Consider the following 22,549-nt stretch of genomic DNA (forward strand, 5'->3'; position numbering starts at 1 on the left):
GTTTTATCAACTTGCTCACATTGTAAACATTTATCTTGGTAATGAATAGCCTTAGTTGGCTATTGATAAAATATATCTTATCAATTCAAGGTAAGGCATCTGTTTTAGATGTGAATCAAGAGGAATGTAATGAGTAAATATGAATTCTTGCTTCGAATTTCAATGCTTGGTCACGGAAAACTGGCTATTTTTAAAAAATTGAGTCAGTTTTTTGTATCTGGTCTACCTAATCAAATTAAGGATGTGCCTTTTTTATTAGAAAAATTAGGCTTAAGCCAAACTCAACAAGCACATTGCTTATCTATCTCTTATTTACATTTTGAACCAATACTCAAATGGTTAAATAATTCTTTTCCACCTAGATCGTTGATCGCTTATTGTGATTTACACTATCCCGCTTTACTAAAACAAATCAGTTCTCCCCCTATATTTTTATTTGTGATGGGAAACGCTCAGCTGTTATCTTCTCCCCAAATTGCGATGGTCGGTAGCCGTGAATTTAGTGAATATGGCGCACAATGGGGACGATATTTTGCCGGTGAACTTGCGATTAATGGTTTAACGATAACCAGTGGTTTAGCGCTTGGTTTAGATGCAATTTGTCATCGAGGGGCACTTGAAGTCGCGGGTAATACTCTAGCCGTTCTTGGCAGTGGCTTAGCTAAGATCGCACCAACATCTAATCTTAAACTTGCGCAAGATATTTTGGCCCAAAATGGGGCATTAGTATCAGAATTTTTGCCCTTTGAAAACGCGAGATCTGAGTACTTTCCAAGACGCAATCGAATTATTAGTGGATTAAGTTTAGGTACGTTTGTGGTTGAAGCCTCTGAAAAAAGTGGATCGTTAATTACTGCGCGTTATGCTATTGAACAAAATCGTGATGTGTTTGCTTTACCTGGGGATATTGATAATCAAAACTGTAGTGGAACCCATTATTTAATTAAACAAGGTGCCTATTTAGTGACTCAACCTATCGATATTTTAGAACACTATAGTGGTTATTTATCAACAATGGATCGGCAAGTAAAAAAACAACATGATGACACTAACAATAATATTTTGTATCCCGAAATTTTTGCTGTGATCCATCACCAACCTATAGCTGTTGATGTGATAGCCTCATTAGTTGATTTACCGATTCCAGAACTAACCAGTAAACTATTAGAGATGGAAATTGCTGGATTAATTATGACAGTAACTGGCGGTTTTATTCGTACAAGAACTTGCTAATACATTTTATATTGTCGTAAATATTTAGCTGGATTATAGGCTAAGAATAACTGCCACCGATATGAATCGGTGGGGGAATATACTTTTTATTTTTCTTCAATTTCTAATGCAATTTCAGATAGGATAATACCGGTGTTATCGGCATAGACAAAATCACCTGAAAAGAAAGTTACACCGCCAAAGTTAACGCGGATATCGACTTCACCCACACCTTGATCTTCTGAGCCGACAGGAATTGATGCAAGAGCTTGAATACCGATTTCAGCATCAGCAAGGTAATCAACTTGACGAACCGCACCATAAACAATTATGCCTTCCCATTGATTTTGAATAGCAATATCAATTAATTCTGCATCAATCAGTGCTCGTCGAACCGATCCTCCACCATCAATCACCAATATTTTGCCAGTACCATTAGATTGTAAGACTTCGTATAATAAGCCGTTATCTTCAAAACATTTTACTGTTACAGCTTGACCTGAAAATGACGATACACCACCAAAATTGCTGAAAATTGGTTCAACGACGTTAACATCTTCTGGGTAATAATCGCAAAGAATTGAAGTATCAAACTCCATCATCGAGTCTCCTTTTGCATTTTAAATTGTGTTTAGTATAACGCTAGCATTGATTAACACGACATAAAATTTAAATAAACGTGAGCTAGCTCAAAATAATACCCAAACAATAAAGTAAATTAGTTAATAAAGCAAGTTTGACCATCTGTATTAACAAAGGTAATGCTTGATTTGAATTGCGATATTGTAAAACCGCATAAATATGTTTGCCATATAGTGGTAAGATTATTAAGAATAATCCACTGTAAATAGTGTGTAGTTGATAATAAGCAAACAAGCTAAAAAAGCTTAGAGAACAGAGCAATAACAATATATGGTAGTATCGTCCAAGCGTGTTTCCCATCAAAACTACAAGCGTTGTTTTATGATTGAGCCGATCACTGTCAATATCGCGTAAGTTATTAATATTAAGAACCGCTACGGCCAATAAGCCGCTTCCAATAGATGGTAAGATAATCGATACAGATAATAATTTAGTTTGTAAATAATAACTGCCCATTACCCCAACTAAGCCAAAAAAGAGCAATACGGATAAATCACCTAGTGCAATATAACCGTAAGGTTTTTTGCCAATAGTGTAAGTGATGGCTGCGATAATCGCCAAAAGTCCTAACAGGATAAAGCTTAATAATTGATAAACACTATTACAGGCAACAATAATTAAAATTAATCCCGATAAGATACATAACAAAATGTTAATCCATAATGCTATCTTTAATTGCTTTAAGGTAATTAAACCTAATTGAATGCCTCGAGCATGTGCGCTGAGATTTTGCTTATCACTCCCTTTAATGGCATCACCATAGTCATTGGTTAAATTAGATAATATCTGTAATAGAGCGGCTGTGGTGATTGAAAACAGCATAATAAATAGATTGAATGCGTGCTGCCAATAAGCTAGCGCATTACCCATAAGAATTGCAGAAAGCGAAAGTACTAATGTTTTTGGACGTAAACTAATCATCCACGGATAACATTTCATTGACATTTAACATGTTATTTAAATTTAAAAAATTTGTAGTCATCATAACAGTAATTGATATTAACTGCTAATGATGAACTAAGTGAATTTTATTTATCTAATTTTAGCAATATAAGTTCTTTTCATTTTTTTAAAGAATCGTCTTACTTGCCCTTGTCTTAATGCGGCAATAAAAAAACCAAGCGAGCCGTACATCACGCCAAGCATTAAAATCATAAATACATTAAACCAATTATCTGTTAGGCCTAAACCCATTTGGTTAACGCCGGCGATCATATTGGTTGCCCAAGTTGAGGGTAACATTCTTGAAACTGTTTGCACCCAAAGAGGCATGGCATCGAGCGGCCAAATTGTACCGGATAAGTAAAATACAGGCGTTGTTAAAAATGCCAGTGTTAAATAGATCATTTCTGCTCTACGTAAACACTCGGTCAGTAATTTGCTGAGACCTAAAACTGCAAGCAATAATGGAAATGTCATAATTAAAATTTCTGGTATGTTTGCCAATTGCCTGTATCCTAAAACCCAAGGCCATAAACCAAATAGCACAATTGATAAGAATAACCAAATTGGAATTAAACCGCATAAACTACCTATTACCGCGATTTTGGGTGGTTTTCCTTGAGGCAGTGAGTTTAAAGTTATATTCGTGCGCGTTGAAGCAATCAAAAATGAGTGTTGTAATAACATCACTAATAAACCCGGGAACGTTATTGCAGCAAAGCTAATTCCAGCATTATAAAGAGGCTCAGTTTGACCATTTATTGGTGAAAGAATGACATTGATTTGTTTGTCTGAAAAACCATTATTTCGCATAATTCGGCTGTTAAATTCCGTTAATATTTGCTGATAAATGCCCTTTATGTCCACCTGTATTAAGCCATTAGCTAAACGGCTTGAAGCATCACCATAAGCTGGGATTGTCACTTCTTGACCACTTAAGATCCGTTTTTCAAAATCTCGGGGAATGGTGAAAACAGCAAACAGTTTACGATTATTGATATCGTCATAAGCTTCTAATGAACCTTCGTATATAATTGTTTCAATCTTGGAACTGGTATTTAAAGAACGAATAAGGCTACGGCTGGTTGCGGTATGATCTTGATCAACAATTGCTACAGGTAAACTTGTAATCGTACCATTACTATACACTAAGCTCATCAACGAGACAGATACTAAGAGCAACAACCACATCGGGCGTACTAGCATAAATAAAAATATTTTTGCAAATGAAGACCAAAATATTTTAACCACCAAATGTTTCCTCTTACTGTGAATGTAGCCGTCTAACTAAGCGTTTTCGAACTAACACTGTAATAATTATTGGGTAAATCATTAAAATACTACAGGTTTTTAGTACTGAAAGATAACTAGAATGCCGCAAAAATAGATCAAACAATTTATTTAGAGCATAGGTTAACGGCTCAAGAGATGAGATAAATCTTGCAATCCAAGGCATCGATAATTCGGGTACAACTACACCAGAATAAGTGAGTGCCAAACCAACCAAGACACCAATATAGGTGTAGGCATCTAAAGAGGTTTTGGTAAATGTGTAAAGCAAAATACCAATACTTTGTGCAGCAATAACATAAAAGAACACCACCACAATCATAGCAAAGGGTGAACCTGATACGCGAGCATGCGAAAATAGCACCAACATGGCGATTTCGAAAATGAGTAACATGGTATACCAAATGGTATAAGGTGCTAACTTACCGAGCACAAACGGATAATTTGGGCGAGTACGTTTAGGTAGCTGCGCTAAAATATGAATTGTGGTTGTGACTACAAATAGTTGTAACAAATGCACGACAGCAGAGAACTGTTGGAAGTACATCGAGTTACCGCTCGCATTAAATAGCCCATCATAATTGAAGTTAACTTTTGCCAACGTTGGAACAGGTAAGCCAACACTGGTTGCCATTGTGGTTCGATATTGAGTATTTAATGTGGCAATCAAACCTGAATAATCCATAATTGAATACAGCCCTGCACTATAATACAACGCATTATAATAAAGCATAGGCGTAGGTTGACGACCGGCTAATACGTCCGCTTCAAAATTGGGTGGAATATACAAAATGGCATAAATTTTAGCTTTTTGTAAATCACGTTCAGCAATAGAAAGTTGGCTATCATAATTGATAAGATTAGCATGTGCGCCAGCATTGAGATCGCGCACTATTTCACGTGATAAACTACTTTTGTCATTATCAATATAGCCAACTGGCAAATCAAATAATACCCCACGATGGAAGATACTACTGATTAATATGAAAATAATCAGCGGTAAAATCCACATTAACCAGTGGAAGGTAAACCGTCTAAATATGACTGGTATTTCAGCGTTAAATGCTTGTTTAAAACGCTGCCAAAAGTCTAAAATTAGTTGTCTAATTTCCATAAGGTGCTCATGCCAGCGCGTAAACCTGCAATAGGTGTAGTTGGATAAAGTCTAACTTCAAATGTTTTTAAGTCAAAGTCGCCGGTGGCACGAGTTGCGCGCTTAGTTGCGTAATCACCCATAGGCGCGATATAACGAATTTCCGCTTCAACCTCTTTATTGCCAAGTGCAGGTACTTCTAATTTAACGTGATCACCTTTGTGGATATTAGGCATAATATTTTCACGAAGATTAAATACAAAATAGGCTTCGGGTAATCGAATTATGGTTAATAATGGACTATTTGCATTAAATAACTCACCAACTTCAGCCGGGATAGAGCCAATTTCACCTTCAACTGGGGCTTTAACTTTCAAGTCATCGTATTGGATTTGTAACTGTTTAAGTTGTTCTTCTGCTTGCTTTAATTGCGCATCATAAATTTGACGTTGTTCAACTCGGTCACCATTTTTGGCTTGATCTAAATTAGCTTGCGCAGATTGAACTTGTTGAAAAGCAGCGTCGCGAGTTTTTAAAGCATTATCTAATATTGATTGAGAGACAAATCCTTTGCTTGAAATGGCTTTATTACGTTCATACTCTTTTGATGCATTGTTGTAATCTACTGTGGCTTGTTTAAGTAGTGCTTCGTAGTAACGAATACTTTCTTCCCGTGTGCCATGTTCTGAAAGTTCGACTTGCGCCTGAGCTTGATCGCGAGCCGCTTCGGCCGCTTTGACTTGCGCTAAAAGCTCAGGACTATCAAGGGTAATAACAATCTGATTTGGCTTAACATCATCGCCTCGATTGACATTGATGACTTGTACCCGACCTTTCGCTTTTGACGAGATACTGACATTAGGCGCATCAACTTCACCTTGTAATATGAGTTGATTATTGTGTGATCGAATTAAAATTGTCATTGAAATTAAAATAACAATTAATGCAATAATAATAAAAGTTCTTTTATTCATAAATTTTTTAAGAGTGACAGTAATTAGATAAGGCCTAAAGAGTTAGGATAATTGTATGCAATATGGATTTTACATACGTAAATTGTAACTTTTCTTTATATTATACGAAATGTGTTTTATTTAAACAACGAAAGCACGTTCTTTGTTTAAAGAATACGTAAATATTGGCACTTTTATTGATTTTACTATTATTTTATTTGGACGATATATAAATTTCAATCATTCTAAACTACTATTTTAATAGATTTTATTTATGAATGAGATTAGTTAAAAGAAATAGATAAAAACCGACTTATTTAGTATGATATTTAAAATTGAAATACTAAGGCCTAAAATTTATGAAAAAAATAATTATTATTGGTGGTGGCGCTGGTGGTTTAGAGCTAGCGACAGACCTAGGCGATAAGCTGGGAAAAAGTAATAAAGCACAGATAACGTTGATCGATAAAAATAGTTATCATCTTTGGAAACCACTATTACATGAAGTTGCAACTGGTGTTCTTGATGAACAAGTTGATAATATTTATTACTCTTCTCAAGGGCAAGATCATGGTTTTGGATTTACTCAAGGTACGTTTACCGATATAGATCGAGATAACAAATTAGTTAAAATTATCGACAATAATAATGAAACAACGTCCCTTGCGTATGATTTTTTAGTGATAGCAATTGGTAGCACTTCTAATGATTTTGGTACGCCAGGTGTGAAAGAGCACTGTATCTTTTTAGATGATCAAAATGCGGCAATTAAGTTACGTGAAACCTTAATTTCTAAATTTACCAGTTTTTGCTCTATTATTGATGAGAGCGAAACAAAAGATGAAGATAAAATCCGTATTGCTATTGTAGGTGGTGGCGCAACAGGTGTTGAATTAGCCTCGGAGCTACCTCATATGGTTGAAACCTTCGGTGCTTGTGGGCGCAATAAAATGTGTTCTGATTTGTTAGATGTTTCGGTAATTGAAGCAACAGATCGAATTCTACCAGCCTTACCAGAAAAAACAGCGAAAAGTATTACTCAAACTTTACAAAAACGTGGTATACATGTGTTGACTAAAACCATGATTACCAAAGCTGAAAGTGACGGTTTTTACCCTAAAGAAGGGGACGAGATTAAAGCCGATATTATGATCTGGACTGCTGGTGTTAAAGCCCCTGACTTTTTAAAAGAGATTGCCGGTTTAGAATCGAGCCGCTCTAATCAATTGGTCGTCAAACCGACATTACAAACTACGCGAGATGATAGTATTTTTGTTATTGGTGATTGTGCCTATGCTATGCAAGATAACGGTCATGCATCTCCTCCTACCGCGCAAGCCGCACATCAAATGGCAAAAATATGTTATGAAAACATTGTTAACTTGTTTAATAATCAACCAATGAAGTCATTTAAATATTCTGACAAAGGTACCATAATTTCGTTGCACGATACTGCACAAGGAGTGGTTAAATTAGGCAGTAAAAGTGAAATGAGTGTTAAAGGCTTTTTAGCGTTAATGATTCATCGGTTACTTTATCGTACACATCAGGCGAGTTTACTTGGCGTATTTAAAACCATTCGGTTTGCTAGCGCAAGTAAAGTGATGTATAAAGCTAAAGCATCGTCGATTTTTACTAACAGAGATTAGTTTTTACATAAAAACATATAGCTACTTATAAGAATAAAAATTATAAGTAGCTATTTTTTATATAATTTCAGCTAATGAGTTTAGCTGTTTGGGTTTTTATTGATGCGTTTTGTTTCTGTACTGGTGTTATTATTAACCAGTTTTATTTGTGTTGCTGACTACAAACCTCAAGATGGGGATATTATCTTTCAATCCTCTCAATCCCGTCAAAGTCTTGCTGTTCAACAAGCTACTAACTCACCTTATAGTCATATGGGAATAATTTTTATTAAAAATGGAAAACCTTATGTCTTTGAAGCGGCAAATAAAGTGGTCTATACACCGTTTGAGAAATGGATAAATCGAGGAAAAAACAGAAAATATATAATTAAACGTCTAAAAGATCACCCTTTATCACAGCAAGAAATTTCTCATTTAAAACAAGTTGCTCATTCATTTGAAAATAAGCCTTACGATATTTGGTTTGGTTGGGATGATACATATATTTATTGCTCAGAATTAGTTTGGAAAATTTATGACCGAGCATTAGCGTTGAAAATTGGACAATTACAAAGAATTAAAGATTTTAATCTGTCAGCACCAGCAGTTAAACAAAAATTGAAAGAGCGCTATGGGAATAATATTCCTTATCAAGAAAGAGTTATTTCGCCTGTCGCTATGTTTAACTCGCCATTATTGATTACTGTTGATAAGCATTGGTAGTGTTAAACTAACAGTAATTTTTTTATCGGAGCAAAGCTTTTTCGGTATAAGTGATTAATACCGTGCGCTTCAATGGCAATTAAATGGGCTTTAGTTGGATAACCTTTATGCTGAGCCAGTCCATATTGTGGATACAATTTGTCTAATTCAACCATTTCACGATCACGCGTCACTTTTGCAAGAATTGACGCAGCACTAATTTCAGCAACAAGTAAATCACCTTTAACCACGGCTTGTGTTTGAATGCCGAATTTAGGACAACGGTTACCATCTACCAAAACAAAATTGGGTTTAATCGATAATCCATCTACAGCTCGTTGCATAGCTAACATGGTAGCGTGTAAAATGTTTAACTTGTCTATTTCTTCAACAGATGCCCTTGCAACACACCAAGCTAATGCATTTTCTTTAATAATGTCAAATAGTTGTTCGCGTTTTTTTTCTGACAGTTTTTTGGAGTCTGTTAATCCCTTAATCGGTTTATTGGGATCTAAAATAACCGCCGCGGTAACGACATCCCCGCATAATGGTCCTCGTCCAACTTCATCAACACCGGCAATTAATGTGGCATCAGGGTAGGTAAATTCTAACAACAAGGTGAGTCCTCTAAAACATCAAGTACTGCTTGAGCGGCTTGTTCATCGGCATTACAACGAATTTGCTTATGTAATGATAAAAAGGTTGCTTTCAATTCTGTATTATCACTCTCTAAGAGAGGAATAACGTGATTAGCGATATTTTCGGGTGTACAGTCATGCTGAAGTAATTCAGGTACAATCGCTTTACCGGCTAAAATGTTAGGTAATGAAACATAAGGAGTTTTGATTAATTTTTTAGCTAGCCAAAACGTAAAGGCTTTCATTTTATACCCAACCACCATTGGGCATTTAGCCAACATACATTCTAAAGCAACCGTTCCTGATGCCAAAATAGCTGCATTACTTGCAATCATTGCTTCACGCGCCTGACCATCGAATAATTGAACCTTAAGATTAGGGGCGATTTGTGCTTTAATTTGTTCAAACTCTTGTCGCCTTTTTGCATTTGCTAAAGGTACAACAATATGTAAATCTGGAAAACGTTGCTCTAGCAACTGAGCTGCTTGTAAAAAAGGCGCCGATAATAGCGTGACTTCAGCATGGCGGCTTCCCGGCAATAGCGCTAAACAACGACTATTAAGTGGGATACCTAATTGTTGGCGCATTGCGAATTGATCGGGTATTAAAGGGATGTCATCCGCCATTTTATGACCAATAAAACGACACGGCACATCAAACTTATCATAAAACGCTTTTTCGAACGGTAAAAAGACCAAAATCAGATTTGTATTACGTTTAATCTTAAACACGCGTTTTTGCTTCCATGCCCAAACTGATGGGCTCACATAATGTATGGTTTTAATACCGGCTTGTTTTAGCCTACCTTCTAAAGAGAGATTAAAGTCAGGGGCATCAATACCAATAAAAACATCTGGTTTAAGGGCGATTAAGCGTTTAGTGATATCTTGGCGGATGGATAAAATGCGGCGCAATCTTCCTAATACTTCGACTATTCCCATTACCGATAACTCATCCATTTCATACCAAGCTTGACAGCCTTCGGCTTGCATTTTGGGGCCAGCGATACCGATAAATTGAATATTGGGATGAAGTTTTCTTAAAGCGCAGATTAGACCTGCGCCAAGAATATCGCCAGAAGTTTCGCCGGCAACTAAAGCGACAGTAAAGGGCTTATCTGCCATTAACGAATCATGCCACGTGTTGAGCGCGCAAAAAAGTCGACAAATAATTGTACTTCTGGATGCTGTTTTGCGAGTGTTTCAATTTCTATTTTAGCTTCATCTAAACTTAATCCGTTTCGATAAAGAATTTTGTAGCTATTACGAATGGCTTGTAGCGCTTCTTTACTAAATCCACGGCGTTTTAAACCTTCATAATTAACACCATGCGGAGTGGCATGATTACCTTGGGCAATCACATAAGGGGGGACATCTTGCGCAACACCTGAACAGCCACCTACCATTACGTGTGATCCTATTACACAAAATTGGTGTACAGCTGTCATACCACCAATAATGACATAATCGTCTAATTGAACATGCCCACCAAGTGTTGCATTGTTGGCTAAAATGCAATGATTTCCAATATGGCAATCGTGTGCAATATGGGCATTTATCATAAATAAATTATCACTGCCAATACGCGTTAACTCACCACCTTGAACCGTTCCTCGATGGATAGTCACACTTTCACGAATCATATTACGATCGCCAATTTCGGTGCGAGTTGGCTCACCTCGATATTTTAAATCTTGATTAACTTCACCGATTGAAGCAAATTGATAAATTTGGTTATCGTTACCAATTTTAGTATGACCATTGATGACAACATGTGATTTTAAAAAAGTCCCATTGCCAATTTCAACATTTTCACCAATAAAGCAAAAAGGTCCAATTTTGACGTTATCGCCAATTTTTGCGCCTTTTTCAATTACTGAACTTGGGTGTATTTCCGTTGCCATAGCAGTTCCTTAATACTGTTTTAGGGATATTTTAAAAACCAAGTTATTTACGAGCACACATCATTTCTGCTTCGCAAACCAACTTGCCATCAACAGTTGCAACTCCATGGAATAGTGCAATACCACGACGTTCTTTAATATATTCAACATCAAGCACGATTTGATCGCCTGGTACAACCGGTCTTTTAAAGCGCGCTTTATCAATTGATGCAAAATAATAAAGTTGTCCTGGTGATAACTCTTCAATACTTTTAAACGCTAAAATTCCCGTAGCTTGCGCCATAGCTTCTAAAATTAATACGCCAGGAAAAATCGGTTTATTTGGAAAGTGACCTTGGAAGAAAGGTTCATTAACTGTGACATTTTTAATCGCTTTTAATGTTTTACCTTTTTCATAACTAATTACCCGATCAACCATTAAAAATGGATAACGATGAGGTAATAAACTGATGATTTCTTCAATATCAAGGGTATTAAGTTCGGTAGTCAAAATAGCTATCCTTTTACATTATTTTCTATAAATTTTGTATATTATAACTGAGGATGCCACTATCACTCAAGGATGATTTAAATCCCCCGTTTTGTTTAACTATAGCTATTATTGCTATATTAATAATAGTTTTATTAAATAAATGATCTGTAAATACTATATTATCCTATATCAAATCATATATAATAATCTGAAATTTAGCTAAAAAGTTCCTAACTTGGAGAGTAGTATGAAATCATTGATTAAAATGACGTTAGTAAGTAGTGCAATTGTATTGGCTTTGGTTGGCTGTGATGATAAAAAAACATCTCAAGAAAAAACACAGTCAGGAACAGATAAAATTACCATTTCAAATGATGCACAAAAAGAAGCTTATGCTTTGGGTTCATCATTTGCAACTTACATGAAAGCAAATTTAGAACAAAATCAAATTAAAGCCGACCAAGATTATATCATTAGTGGCTTTAATGAAACTTTCCGTGATGCATCTCAACTTTCAAAAGATGAAGTAAAAAATGTTTTAGAAGCATTCGGTAAACGTATTCAAGAAGAAAGTAAAGCGCGTTTTGAAAAAGAAAAAGCCGATAATACTGCCGCTGGTGATAAATTCCGTGCAGATTTTGCTAAACAAGATGGCGTTAAACAAACTAAGTCTGGATTACTTTATCAAATTCTTAAAGAAGGTTCAGATCGTCATCCAACTGCCGATGACACCGTTATTGTTCACTATACTGGAACATTAACCGATGGACGTAAATTCGATAGTTCTTATGACCGTGGCGAAACAGCAACATTCCCATTAAGCGGTGTTATTAAAGGTTGGACAGAAGGAATTCAATTAATTGGTGTTGGTGGTAAAATTAAGTTGGTTGTGCCGCCTGATTTAGCTTATGGTGATCAAAGCTTCCCTGGACAAGGTGATAAAGCTTCAATTCAACCTGGTTCAACATTAATTTTTGAAGTTGAATTACTTGGTATCGATAATGGTGATGCTAATAGCGAAAACCAAAATACTCAATCAGCCCAACCAAAGGCAACAAACTAATTGAGTAATTCATTAAGTTACACTCTTGTTGTTTTGGGTCCTGCTTATGGGACCCAATCTGCTTATTGTGCCTATCAATTTGCTCAATCACTGTTAAGTCAAACTTCTTATCGTATTGAAAATATCTTTTTCTATGGCGATGGCGTGTATAATGCTAACGATTATACCGATCCGGCAAATGATGAATTTAATTTAATTTCAGCTTGGCAACAATTAGCAGAAAAATATGCCTTAAAGTTAGGTGTTTGTGTCGCTGCTGCACAAAGGCGAGGTGTGACTAAAAATAATCTTGCACAATATTTTGAATTAACTGGGCTTGGAGAGTTAAGTGAATCCATGGCGACTTCAGATCGGACTATTCAATTTTAACTTAAGGTTATTACAATGAAGAAAATTGCCATTATTATTAGCGCTTTACCTCATGGTGATGCTAAAGGTCGGGAAGCACTTGATATTGCACTTGCTGCATCGGCTATAAATGCTATTTCGGTACTATTTATTGATGATGGGGTATTTCATCTATTGCCAAATCAGTATCCTGATAAAATTTTAATGCGCGATTATATTGCTACTTTTAACCTGTTAGAACTTTATGATATTGATGATGTTTATGTTTGTCAGTCTGCGTTAAACTCACGAAATCTGACTAATATCAACTTAAATATTCCACATAAGGTGCTTGATGCACCATCTTTAAAACAATTATTAGCTAGTCAAGATGTGGTTTTACGGTTTTAATTATTAAAACTAAAAACACAAATCAGTTTTAACTCTACCCACTGTTTAGATCTTTTTTACTTCTATTTGATATATTGAATGTGTAGGAATGTTTATATAACAAAATACTAATGATATAAGTTATTAATCCAACCTATTACTTTGCTACCCTCAGTCATAGGTTGGATTATTGTTATTAAAATAACTTATAGAAATTGAGTCATAACTCGATTAAACCAGTTTTTTCATTTGGTCGGCAATTTTTTCAGCTTGCTGTCCAACCACAATTTGCACACCTGTTTTACCTAATTTGATTACTGCCATTGCACCAAGTGCTTTTGCTGCTTGTTCATCAATTAAGTCAGAATCATTAACACTTAGGCGTAAACGAGTAATACATGAGTCGATATTGGTTAAGTTCTCTTTACCACCAACAACAAGTAAATATTGCTGTGCAAGTTGAGATGCATCGCTAATAGCAAGTCCTGATTGTGAATTTTGGCTATTTGTTGTTACTGTTTCATCATCTTCACGACCCGGTGTTTTAAGATTGAATTTAACAATCACAAAACGGAATACAACATAGTAGACAACAAAGAACACTAAACCTTGTAATATCAACATATACCAATGTACAGCTAAAGGATTGCGGCTGGATAACAGCATATCGATTAAACCTGCACTAAAGCCAAAGCCAGCTATCCATTGCATGGTTGCAGCGATAAATAGTGAAATTCCAGTTAAAATAGCATGGATCACATAAAGTAAAGGTGCTACAAACATAAAAGCAAATTCTAAAGGTTCAGTAACCCCAGTGAAAAATGCGGCAAATGAAGCGGCTAACATGATCGATGCGGTTTTATCTTTATTGCCTTTCTTAGCTGTATGATACATGGCTAATGCTGCGCCCGGTAAACCAAACATCATAATTGGGAAAAATCCTGCTTGATAGCGACCGGTAATACCAATGGTTGCTAATCCATCATCAATTGATTTTTGGCCACCAAGGAAGGTTGGTATATCATTGATGCCAGCCACATCAAACCAAAATACCGAGTTAAGTGCGTGGTGTAAGCCGACCGGAATTAACAAACGGTTAAAGAAGCCATAAATACCCGCCCCAATAGAGCCTAAATCTTTAATGTATTTACCAAAAGCAACTAATGCATCATAAATAGATGGCCATATAAAATATAAAACAGCAGAAACTAATAGCATCACGATAGAAACAATAATAGGAACTAATCGTTTACCACTAAAAAAAGCTAACGCTTTATGTAATTCAACAGAACTGAATCGGTTATATAATTCAGCTGCAATAATGCCAACTAAAATACCAACAAACTGATTATTAATTTTTTTAAACGCAGGGGAAATTTGTGATTGCCAACCATCAACACTGGTATCAATACCATTAAATAATGCAATAGAACTTGGTGAAAGTAATGTTGTGACAACTAAAAAACCGACTAATCCAGATAATGCAGCTGCACCATCTTTATCTTTAGACATACCATAAGCAACACCTATAGCAAAGAGGATTGGCATGTTTTCAATAATTGCACCACCAGATTTTATTAAAAAGGCAGCAATAATGCTATTTTGTCCCCAACCATTTGGATCAATCCAGTAGCCTATACCAAGCAGTATTGCCGCCGCAGGTAATACTGCCACCGGCACCATTAATGAACGCCCAATGCGTTGTAAATACGCTAAAATTCCCATAAGTTAACCTCATATATTGTTAAACAATATCTAAAAAAGTTAAGTTAAAAACAGTTGTTAGATATTAGTTGTTATTTTTTTATATTTGATATTATATTATTTTACTTCGCAAATTAATTATTTGCTTTTTGTGATTTTTGTCACTAATTTTTTTGATTAAATACTTTAATATAGTAAAATATAGTCAACATATTTTACTTTAAAAAAAAAGAAGTTATTTTATTATATCAGAAGAGGTAGTAGCACATGAGACTTATTCCTTTAGAAAATGCGCAACAAGTTGGCGCTTGGGTGGCACAGCGTATTGTTAATAAAATTAATCAATTTAAACCGACAGCGGATCGTCCGTTTTTATTAGGTTTACCAACGGGAAGTTCACCTTTAGTTATGTATCAACAATTAATCAAACATTATCAAGCAGGTCATGTCAGTTTTAAACACGTTGTGACCTTTAATATGGATGAATATGTTGGGTTACCGGAAGATCACCCTCAAAGTTACCATACTTTTATGCATGAAAACTTTTTTGATCATATTGATATCGATAAAAATAATATCAATATTTTAAATGGTAATGCTCCTGATATCGATGCAGAATGTCGTCAATATGAAGAAAAAATTAAAGCTTATGGTAAAATTAATATCTTTGTTGGTGGGGTGGGTCAAGATGGACATATTGCATTTAACGAACCAGGCTCTTCACTTTGTTCAAGAACACGGATTAAAACTTTAACTGAAGATACCATTATTGCTAATTCTCGCTTTTTTAATAATGATAAAAATCAAGTACCAAAACACGCACTGACTATTGGTGTTGCAACATTAATGGATGCACAAGAGGTAATTTTACTTGTTTGTGGTCATAATAAGAGTTTAGCACTACAAGCCGGTGTTGAAGGTTCAATTAATCATTTATGGACTGTGACTGCATTACAAATGCACCCAGCATCAATTATTGTTTGTGATGAGCCAAGTACTGATGATCTTAAAGTCAAAACCTTAAAATATTTTAAACAGATGGAAGCAGATAATCTTAAAATAACTGTTTTATAAAGGATAACTCAATGTACGCATTAACAAATTGTCGTATTTATACTGGTTATGAAATTCTTGAAAATCACGCCGTTATTATTGACGGCGATAAGATTAGCAAAGTTTGTAAACAAGAACAATTGCCAGCTGGCATCACTATTGACGATTTACAAGGTGCTATTGTTGCACCGGGTCTTATTGATATTCAAGTCAATGGCTGTGGCGGGGTACAGTTTAATGAAACACTTGATGCTTTGAGTGTTAAAACACTAGAAGCAATGCAAGCAACAAACCTTGTTCATGGTTGTACCAGTTATTTACCGACTTTGATTACTTCAACAGATGAATTTATGATAAAAGCGGTGAATGTTATGCGTGAATATTTAGCCACGCATCCTAACCAAGCTTTGGGATTACATCTTGAAGGACCTTATATCAATCCAGAAAAGAAAGGTATTCATGATCCTAATATTATTCGTCAACCGTCGCAAAAAATGATTGATTTTCTTTGTGAAAATGCTGATGTGATTAAAATTATTACCCTGGCACCAGAAAAAGTTGAAAGTCATTTTATTCAACAGTTGGTTAATGCAGGTATTCATGTATCAGTGGGTCATTCTAATGCGCATTATGATGATTGTCGTCGAGGATTTAATGACGGTATTCGTTTAGGCACGCATCTATTTAATGCTATGCCTTATATTTCTGGGCGAGAACCGGGTGTAGTTGGTGCGATTTATGATGAACCAGAGGTTTACGTCGGCATTATTGCTGATGGTCATCATGTGAGCTGGGCTAATATTCGTAATAGCCATAAAATAAAGCAAGATCATTTAATTTTAATAACTGATGCGATGTTACTTGCTGGTTCAAATTTAACTTCGGGCGTGTTTGCTGGAAAAACTATCTATTATAAAGATGGGCGTTGCGTTGATGAAAATGGCACATTAGGTGGATCAGCCCTAACCATGATTGAGGCGGTAAAAAACGCAGTTGAATATGTAGGCATTGCATTGGATGAGGCATTAAGAATGGCAACGCTTTATCCCGCAAAAGCCATAGGTGTCGATAAACAACTGGGTACAATTAATGCAGGTAAAATAGCCAATCTTGTTGTTTTTAATCGTGACTTTAGAATAATTAAAACGGTTGTTAATGGGGTGATGACCCGCTAGAATGTCAGATAACGAATGAAATTATCTGAGTTAATTTATGACATTTAATTATCTGAACTTAGTTGGCAATGCTGAGCTAATCAAGCAACTTAATTATGCAATGATTTATCGTTTGATTGTTCAGCAAGCGCCAATTTCTCGAATACAACTTGCTGAAATTAGCCACTTAGCTCCAGCAAGTATCACAAAAATTACCCGCCAACTACTTAAAAATAAATTGATTAAAGAAGTTGATGCACAACAATCAACAGGTGGGCGTCCAGCTGTTTCTATACAAGCTAAGTTTAGTTATTATCAAACTATTGGCGTACAATTAAGTCGTTCACATGTTACCATTGAACTTTATGATTTAGGTGCGCATAGTATAGCGTTAGAGGTTTATCCGTTAACCGATTTTACTGAGCAAGAAGTGCAAGACTATCTTGTTGCTTTACTCAAAGAATTTATTCATAAAAATAGTAAAAAAGTGAAACGCCTGATAGCCATAGCGGTCGTACTTCCTGGTTTGATCGACTCTGTACGCGGTATTGTTCGATACGCTCCGCATATTCAAGTTAAAGAGTGGCATTTGGGTGATGTATTACATCGTGAGTTTAATGTCACTATCTTTTTAGGCAATGATATTCAAAGTTTAGCGCTTGCTGAAAGTTACTTTGGCACCACACAAGATGTCGATGATTCAATATTGATACGGGTTCATCGAGGAGTAGGATCAGGCGTAATTGTTAATCAACAATTATTAACCAATCATAACCAAAGTGCTTGTGAAGTGGGTCATATTCAGGTCGATACACTAGGGGAACGTTGTCATTGTGGTAATTTTGGTTGTTTAGAAAATCGCGTCGTAAATAACGCTATAGAGCGCCGAGCTAAACAGATGATCGAACAAGGTTATCCGACTAAATTAACGCTTACTGAGTGTAATATTGCAAATATTTGCAGTTGTGCCAATCAAGGCGATGAGCTAGCTATTAAATTAGTTAAAGACGCGGGTGAAAATTTGGGGCGAGCTGTCGCAATTATGGTAAATATATTTAACCCACAACGTATTGTACTCGCAGGGGAATTAATTAAATCATCCGAAATATTGTTACATGCTGTAAATAGTGCATTGAATGCTCAAAGTTTAGAGGGATTAAGAAAAAACCTCACCATTAATTGTTCAGTGTTAAATGATTGTTCAGCTATAGGCGCTTTTGCTCTTATTCAACAAGCATTATTTAATGGTTCGTTGTTAATGACATTAGTTGAAGATAGTGAACAATAGTTTTTTGATGATAAAAAAAGCCCGAGGGTTCGGGCTTTTTTATTAGGCTAAAATCCGTAACATTCTTCTTAATGGTTCTGCCGCGCCCCATAATAGTTGGTCGCCAACGGTAAATGCTGATAAATAGTCTTTACCCATATTAAGTTTACGTAAACGTCCAACTGGTGTTGTTAACGTACCAGTAACGGCAGCTGGTGTTAATTCTCGCATTGAAATTTCACGATCATTAGGTACCACTTTTACCCAATCATTATGTGCAGCTAATAATTTTTCAACTTCTGGCACGCTGATATCTTTGTTTAATTTAATCGTGAATGATTGACTGTGGCAACGTAGAGCGCCAATTCGAACACAAAGTCCATCAACAGGGATAATTTGGCTGGTTCCTAAAATCTTATTGGTTTCAGCTTGGCCTTTCCACTCTTCTTTACTTTGGCCATTATCCAGTGCTTTATCGATCCAAGGAATCAAGCTACCGGCTAAAGGCACACCAAAATTATCGGTAGGTAAGCTTCCATCGCGCATTTTTTGTGTGACTTTACGTTCGATATCTAAAATTGAAGAATGCGGATCTTGCAATTCTTTAGCAACTTCGGCATTTAGCATTCCCATTTGGGTTAACAGTTCACGCATATGACGTGCACCACCGCCAGATGCTGCTTGATAAGTTGAGACTGATACCCAATCTATCAAGTTTTCAGCAAATAAACCACCTAAAGACATTAGCATTAAACTGACGGTACAGTTACCACCAACAAAGGTTTTAATGCCTTTATCTAGAGCTGCGTGGATATTCGCTTTGTTAACGGGATCAAGCACAATAACAGCATCATCTTCCATACGTAAAGTTGATGCAGCATCAATCCAGTAGCCTTGCCAGCCTGTCGCGCGTAGTTTTGAATAGATTTGGGAAGTGTAATCACCCCCTTGGCAGGTGACAATAATGTCTAATGCTTTTAGTGCATCAATATTATCTGCACGTTGTAACGTGCCTGTTTTTCCACCAAAAGTTGGCGCAGCAGCACCTGCTTGAGAAGTTGAGAAAAAAACAGGGTTAATATAATCAAAATCGTGTTCTTCAACCATACGTTGCATCAGAACAGAACCCACCATTCCACGCCATCCGACAAAACCAACATTTTTCATAATTTATTTCCAAAAAGTAGATGTTATATAAATAGTCACTTTTACTATTAAAGCAAAATATCATCATAAATCAAAGTAAGATAAGAATTATTTTTTTAGATTATGAAAAGATAACAGCGAATTATATAAAACTATTGTTATTTAAATTACTAGCTAGTTTTTATTGATGTCCGTTACCTATTCTTTTTTTACAATGATAAGTGCGCTTAAGTAACCTATTTGATGATAAAGATTGTCATAAATAATATTCACTTTAATGTTAGCCATTTTTAATTATGGTGTTGGCATGGTTTGCCAAATAAAAAACTCGACAGTATTGAGAAAATTATCCAAAAAATGCCCTTCATATTGATCTGCAATAACGAATACCTGCTGTTTTTTGCTATGGTTTATCGCATTAAGACGAGCAATAAATTTAGCACTTTGCCATGGTGCGACACGCTCATCTTTCAAACCTAGCGAAATCATAACCGGTGGATACGTAACATTATCTTTTAAGTTTAAATAGGCATCTATTTTAGATAAATCATTTAACTGTTTTGCGTTTAATGGCGAACCAAACTCGGCAAAATTTGCGTTGCCAATGGCGATGTTATCTAATCGGCTCATATTTAACATACCCACATTAATAGATGCCGCAGCAAAAAGTTCAGGATGTTTAGCTAATGCCATGCCAATTATAATACCACCCGCACTCTCACCGCTGATAACTAGCTTAGATGGTTGGGTAATATGATGATTAATCAAATATTGTGCGCATTTTATAAAGTCATCAATTGAGTTTTGTTTATTCGCTAAGCTACCGCCAATATGCCAATTTTTGCCTAATTCTCCACCACCTCGAATGTGAGCAATTGCAATTATTCCACCTCTTTCAAGCCAAATTAAACGTGTTGCATCAAAAAAAGCGAGCTGACTTACACCATATGCGCCATAGGTCGTTAACCATGTAGGAGCAGTACCATCATATTTGATCCCTTTAGGATGAATAATCGTCATGGGAATGAGTGTGCCATCGCTTGATTTTATCCATTGTTGTTCAGCCTCATAGTTGGCAAACGAAAAAGCACTGGGATTAATCATTTTTGTATCTTGAATTAACCCATTATCAGGATCATAACTAAATATTTTGGGTGGGACAGTCCAATTTTGAGCAGTAAATAATATTTCTTTGTGATCTGCATTACTAAAAATGGCCGTTACTTCTTCATTATTGGCAAGTGGGATCAATTTAACATGATGAGTGTCAGCAAAAGGGATAGTTACAAAGTGGGGGATTGTTGACTCATGATAAGCTAAGTAAATAGCATCTTTGCTTGCGGCAAATTGAGTCAAATCTCCATTTTGCCATGCCATAATTTTTTCTTCTGGTTGGCTATTCTTATTTAGATTCACGCGCGAAATAGTATAACCAGACAAATCATTATATTTAGCTAAATATAACCAATCATCTTTCAGAATAAAATTGGTCACATTTTGTTTTCTATCGATGATTTTTTGCCAATGAGCATTGTTTTTTTGAAGATCATCATAGGGTGTTATATACAAATCGATACTATAACCCGATATAGAAGGTGAGACCGAAGCAATAGCCCAATTTGACGAAAAGGATAATGAAGTGTTTTGATCAGTAAAGGGGTTATAATCGGATATCTGGCCAGTACCAAATATTAAAACATCATTTTGTCTATTTGCGTTTAAATAGTGATGATAGACCTCTTCTGTGCCGGATTTTTGACTATTGTGTTGATATCTATCATTTCTTTTATAAAAAAAGGATAAATTATCCTTAGACCAAATGATATTTGGATCTGATATGCCGGTTATATCATCATTAAGATGTGATTTGGTCTTTACATTAATAATTTTTATTGATGATATCTCAGCACCATTTTCATAAATGCTATAAGCAATATATTGACCATCATGTGAAGGATAAAAGTCATATATGCCATAGCCAATAGGGGGATCGATTAATACTTTTTCATTACTGAAGCGATCTTTAACAAAAAGACGATTATACGGATGATCTGCTGTTTGTTTGAAATAAAAACAATTATCGCCTACGTATTGAATATCAGATATTCTAGGTTCAGCGCCAAAATCTGTTAACTCATCAAACCGCTGACTCACTGTTTTTTGCCAAGGTAACGCATTTAGTGTTTTGACAGTACGTTCAGATTCAGACAATAACCAATTATTGATTAACTGTGGTTGATTTTCCATCCAACGATATTTATCGTTCGTGTCGATTTGTTTTAATGTTAATTCATTATTAGTTTTACAACAGCTACAAATACTACTTAATAATAGAATCAATGTGATGATAACTGTTTTATCTCTAAATATAGTCAAATTTGCCTACCTATTTATTCGATGATCAATGTAAGGCTTTAAATAGAAAGGTATTACTCGTAATGGATAAAAGCAAATATAATTTTATTTGCGTTAAAAATATATTTGCCTTATTAAAGTTAAATTAATTGTTTTTTATTTGACCAGTTTAAAACTCTTCATCTTCTATTATTGATGACGTCATTGACACCATATTATAGTGTTCAATACTTTGTTTAGCGGTTTGCATTAGTTCTGGTAATAAATCATCTAACGCCATTTGCGTTCTTAGCATAAATGTTGCCAATAACATGGGTATATTCACCCCAGTAACAATTTCGAGATTTGGGTAATTTGCCATTAGTCTGGTTAATGTATTAAAGGGGGTGCCACCTTTTAAATCAACAAAACAAAGTAGAGTTTGTCCTTCCTGTGTTAGCATTGTCAATGTTTGTTCAATTTGCTGTTGAAAATCATCTAACGATTGCTCTGTTAAAAAAGGGACTGCTTCACATTGTGTTTGTTTACCACAAATCATTTCAGCACTTTCAATAATGCTGTTTGCCATTGGTCCATGGGTGCTGACTAATACTGCAATCATTGGCAATGTTCTCC

22 protein-coding genes are annotated in these 22,549 nt (G+C 35.5%); 9 read left to right on the forward strand and 13 right to left on the reverse strand.

Features of this window, described 5'->3' with window-relative positions; all coding sequences use genetic code 11:
- The first annotated feature begins 129 nt into the window (after nt 1-129).
- Complete coding sequence (dprA, locus tag J3U66_RS07590) at nt 130-1,233, forward strand: DNA-processing protein DprA (RefSeq protein ID WP_267348607.1); 1,104 nt, start codon at nt 130-132, stop codon at nt 1,231-1,233.
- A gap of 86 nt (nt 1,234-1,319) precedes the next feature.
- Here dprA and rraA read toward each other — a convergent pair whose 3' ends face one another.
- The 5 genes from rraA to J3U66_RS07615 all read right to left on the reverse strand — a co-directional run bounded on the left by rraA (nt 1,320) and on the right by J3U66_RS07615 (nt 6,153).
- Nucleotides 1,320-1,811 carry a ribonuclease E activity regulator RraA gene (gene rraA / locus J3U66_RS07595; protein ID WP_267334102.1) on the reverse strand — a complete coding sequence of 164 codons (492 nt, stop codon included), beginning with the start codon at nt 1,809-1,811 and terminating at the stop codon, nt 1,320-1,322.
- An 85-nt stretch (nt 1,812-1,896) separates the two neighbouring features.
- Nucleotides 1,897-2,775, reverse strand: coding sequence for a 1,4-dihydroxy-2-naphthoate polyprenyltransferase (locus J3U66_RS07600; RefSeq protein WP_267348609.1), 879 nt, complete (start codon nt 2,773-2,775; stop codon nt 1,897-1,899).
- Between the two features lie 111 nt (nt 2,776-2,886).
- A complete protein-coding gene (locus tag J3U66_RS07605; protein ID WP_416379733.1) occupies nt 2,887-4,002 on the reverse strand; it encodes an ABC transporter permease in 1,116 nt (371 codons plus the stop codon).
- A gap of 58 nt (nt 4,003-4,060) precedes the next feature.
- On the reverse strand, nt 4,061-5,200 hold the full coding sequence (locus tag J3U66_RS07610; RefSeq protein WP_065633777.1) for an ABC transporter permease: 1,140 nt from the start codon (nt 5,198-5,200) through the stop codon (nt 4,061-4,063).
- Entirely contained in the window at nt 5,182-6,153 is a 972-nt protein-coding gene (locus J3U66_RS07615; protein ID WP_267344471.1) for an HlyD family secretion protein, read from the reverse strand. Before J3U66_RS07615 ends, J3U66_RS07610 begins: the two co-directional genes overlap by 19 nt.
- Nucleotides 6,154-6,491: 338 nt before the next feature.
- Here J3U66_RS07615 and J3U66_RS07620 point away from each other — a divergent pair, with 338 nt between their 5' ends.
- A complete protein-coding gene (locus J3U66_RS07620) occupies nt 6,492-7,781 on the forward strand; it encodes an NAD(P)/FAD-dependent oxidoreductase (protein WP_267348613.1) in 1,290 nt (429 codons plus the stop codon).
- A gap of 102 nt (nt 7,782-7,883) precedes the next feature.
- Nucleotides 7,884-8,483, forward strand: coding sequence for a YiiX family permuted papain-like enzyme (locus tag J3U66_RS07625; RefSeq protein WP_267348615.1), 600 nt, complete (start codon nt 7,884-7,886; stop codon nt 8,481-8,483).
- Between the two features lie 2 nt (nt 8,484-8,485).
- Here the strand turns inward: J3U66_RS07625 and rnhB are convergent, their stop codons facing one another.
- Genes rnhB through fabZ form a run of 4 tightly spaced genes read right to left on the reverse strand, consistent with a single transcriptional unit; the run spans nt 8,486 to nt 11,493 of the window.
- Nucleotides 8,486-9,076 carry a ribonuclease HII gene (gene rnhB / locus J3U66_RS07630; protein ID WP_267371127.1) on the reverse strand — a complete coding sequence of 197 codons (591 nt, stop codon included), beginning with the start codon at nt 9,074-9,076 and terminating at the stop codon, nt 8,486-8,488.
- Nucleotides 9,070-10,224: a lipid-A-disaccharide synthase gene (lpxB, locus tag J3U66_RS07635; protein ID WP_267334023.1), complete on the reverse strand. Its 1,155-nt coding sequence runs from the start codon at nt 10,222-10,224 to the stop codon at nt 9,070-9,072. The genes rnhB and lpxB overlap by 7 nt, the downstream gene beginning before the upstream one ends.
- On the reverse strand, nt 10,224-11,003 hold the full coding sequence (gene lpxA / locus J3U66_RS07640) for an acyl-ACP--UDP-N-acetylglucosamine O-acyltransferase (protein WP_065633782.1): 780 nt from the start codon (nt 11,001-11,003) through the stop codon (nt 10,224-10,226). The genes lpxB and lpxA overlap by 1 nt, the downstream gene beginning before the upstream one ends.
- Before the next feature lie 43 nt (nt 11,004-11,046).
- Complete coding sequence (fabZ, locus tag J3U66_RS07645; RefSeq protein WP_065558097.1) at nt 11,047-11,493, reverse strand: 3-hydroxyacyl-ACP dehydratase FabZ; 447 nt, start codon at nt 11,491-11,493, stop codon at nt 11,047-11,049.
- Nucleotides 11,494-11,722: 229 nt separating this feature from the next.
- On the opposite strand from fabZ, the gene fkpA reads away from it, so the two are divergent.
- From fkpA to tusC, 3 genes are read left to right on the forward strand one after another with little or no spacing between them, the layout of a single operon-like run.
- A complete protein-coding gene (gene fkpA / locus J3U66_RS07650; RefSeq protein ID WP_267344468.1) occupies nt 11,723-12,538 on the forward strand; it encodes an FKBP-type peptidyl-prolyl cis-trans isomerase in 816 nt (271 codons plus the stop codon).
- Nucleotides 12,539-12,907, forward strand: coding sequence for a sulfurtransferase complex subunit TusD (gene tusD, locus J3U66_RS07655; RefSeq protein ID WP_267334025.1), 369 nt, complete (start codon nt 12,539-12,541; stop codon nt 12,905-12,907).
- A gap of 15 nt (nt 12,908-12,922) precedes the next feature.
- Complete coding sequence (gene tusC, locus J3U66_RS07660; RefSeq protein WP_267334026.1) at nt 12,923-13,276, forward strand: sulfurtransferase complex subunit TusC; 354 nt, start codon at nt 12,923-12,925, stop codon at nt 13,274-13,276.
- Nucleotides 13,277-13,486: 210 nt separating this feature from the next.
- On the opposite strand, the gene nagE is transcribed toward tusC, so the two are convergent.
- The gene (gene nagE, locus J3U66_RS07665) at nt 13,487-14,980 is read right to left on the reverse strand and encodes an N-acetylglucosamine-specific PTS transporter subunit IIBC (protein WP_267334027.1); all 1,494 of its coding nucleotides are present in this window, start codon (nt 14,978-14,980) and stop codon (nt 13,487-13,489) included.
- Between the two features lie 246 nt (nt 14,981-15,226).
- On the opposite strand from nagE, the gene nagB reads away from it, so the two are divergent.
- The 3 genes from nagB to J3U66_RS07680 are packed head-to-tail and all read left to right on the forward strand — an operon-like array spanning nt 15,227 to nt 18,454.
- On the forward strand, nt 15,227-16,033 hold the full coding sequence (nagB, locus tag J3U66_RS07670; RefSeq protein ID WP_267334028.1) for a glucosamine-6-phosphate deaminase: 807 nt from the start codon (nt 15,227-15,229) through the stop codon (nt 16,031-16,033).
- Between the two features lie 11 nt (nt 16,034-16,044).
- Nucleotides 16,045-17,187, forward strand: a complete 1,143-nt coding sequence (gene nagA / locus J3U66_RS07675; protein ID WP_267334029.1) for an N-acetylglucosamine-6-phosphate deacetylase — start codon at nt 16,045-16,047, stop codon at nt 17,185-17,187.
- Between the two features lie 37 nt (nt 17,188-17,224).
- Entirely contained in the window at nt 17,225-18,454 is a 1,230-nt protein-coding gene (locus tag J3U66_RS07680) for an ROK family protein (protein ID WP_267348619.1), read from the forward strand.
- Between the two features lie 42 nt (nt 18,455-18,496).
- Here the strand turns inward: J3U66_RS07680 and asd are convergent, their stop codons facing one another.
- The 3 genes from asd to J3U66_RS07695 all read right to left on the reverse strand — a co-directional run bounded on the left by asd (nt 18,497) and on the right by J3U66_RS07695 (nt 22,535).
- A complete protein-coding gene (gene asd, locus J3U66_RS07685; protein WP_267344464.1) occupies nt 18,497-19,600 on the reverse strand; it encodes an aspartate-semialdehyde dehydrogenase in 1,104 nt (367 codons plus the stop codon).
- A gap of 273 nt (nt 19,601-19,873) precedes the next feature.
- A complete protein-coding gene (locus J3U66_RS07690; RefSeq protein WP_267348621.1) occupies nt 19,874-21,955 on the reverse strand; it encodes a prolyl oligopeptidase family serine peptidase in 2,082 nt (693 codons plus the stop codon).
- Nucleotides 21,956-22,103: 148 nt separating this feature from the next.
- Complete coding sequence (locus tag J3U66_RS07695; protein ID WP_267334033.1) at nt 22,104-22,535, reverse strand: PTS sugar transporter subunit IIA; 432 nt, start codon at nt 22,533-22,535, stop codon at nt 22,104-22,106.
- Nucleotides 22,536-22,549: the final 14 nt, after the last annotated feature.

This window comes from Gilliamella sp. B2969 (assembly GCF_026536195.1).
Classification (GTDB): domain Bacteria; phylum Pseudomonadota; class Gammaproteobacteria; order Enterobacterales; family Orbaceae; genus Gilliamella.

Excerpts from the sequence above, each read along its gene's own strand:
- dprA (WP_267348607.1), top strand. The coding sequence starts at position 130 with ATGAGTAAATATGAATTCTTGCTTCGAATTTCAATGCTTGGTCACGGA.
- rraA (WP_267334102.1), bottom strand. The coding sequence starts at position 1,811 with ATGGAGTTTGATACTTCAATTCTTTGCGATTATTACCCAGAAGATGTT.
- J3U66_RS07600 (WP_267348609.1), bottom strand. The coding sequence starts at position 2,775 with ATGATTAGTTTACGTCCAAAAACATTAGTACTTTCGCTTTCTGCAATT.
- J3U66_RS07605 (WP_416379733.1), bottom strand. The coding sequence starts at position 4,002 with ATGCTAGTACGCCCGATGTGGTTGTTGCTCTTAGTATCTGTCTCGTTG.
- J3U66_RS07610 (WP_065633777.1), bottom strand. The coding sequence starts at position 5,200 with ATGGAAATTAGACAACTAATTTTAGACTTTTGGCAGCGTTTTAAACAA.
- J3U66_RS07615 (WP_267344471.1), bottom strand. The coding sequence starts at position 6,153 with ATGAATAAAAGAACTTTTATTATTATTGCATTAATTGTTATTTTAATT.
- J3U66_RS07620 (WP_267348613.1), top strand. The coding sequence starts at position 6,492 with ATGAAAAAAATAATTATTATTGGTGGTGGCGCTGGTGGTTTAGAGCTA.
- J3U66_RS07625 (WP_267348615.1), top strand. The coding sequence starts at position 7,884 with ATGCGTTTTGTTTCTGTACTGGTGTTATTATTAACCAGTTTTATTTGT.
- lpxB (WP_267334023.1), bottom strand. The coding sequence starts at position 10,224 with ATGGCAGATAAGCCCTTTACTGTCGCTTTAGTTGCCGGCGAAACTTCT.
- lpxA (WP_065633782.1), bottom strand. The coding sequence starts at position 11,003 with ATGGCAACGGAAATACACCCAAGTTCAGTAATTGAAAAAGGCGCAAAA.
- fkpA (WP_267344468.1), top strand. The coding sequence starts at position 11,723 with ATGAAATCATTGATTAAAATGACGTTAGTAAGTAGTGCAATTGTATTG.
- tusC (WP_267334026.1), top strand. The coding sequence starts at position 12,923 with ATGAAGAAAATTGCCATTATTATTAGCGCTTTACCTCATGGTGATGCT.
- nagE (WP_267334027.1), bottom strand. The coding sequence starts at position 14,980 with ATGGGAATTTTAGCGTATTTACAACGCATTGGGCGTTCATTAATGGTG.
- nagB (WP_267334028.1), top strand. The coding sequence starts at position 15,227 with ATGAGACTTATTCCTTTAGAAAATGCGCAACAAGTTGGCGCTTGGGTG.
- nagA (WP_267334029.1), top strand. The coding sequence starts at position 16,045 with ATGTACGCATTAACAAATTGTCGTATTTATACTGGTTATGAAATTCTT.
- J3U66_RS07680 (WP_267348619.1), top strand. The coding sequence starts at position 17,225 with ATGACATTTAATTATCTGAACTTAGTTGGCAATGCTGAGCTAATCAAG.
- asd (WP_267344464.1), bottom strand. The coding sequence starts at position 19,600 with ATGAAAAATGTTGGTTTTGTCGGATGGCGTGGAATGGTGGGTTCTGTT.
- J3U66_RS07695 (WP_267334033.1), bottom strand. The coding sequence starts at position 22,535 with ATGATTGCAGTATTAGTCAGCACCCATGGACCAATGGCAAACAGCATT.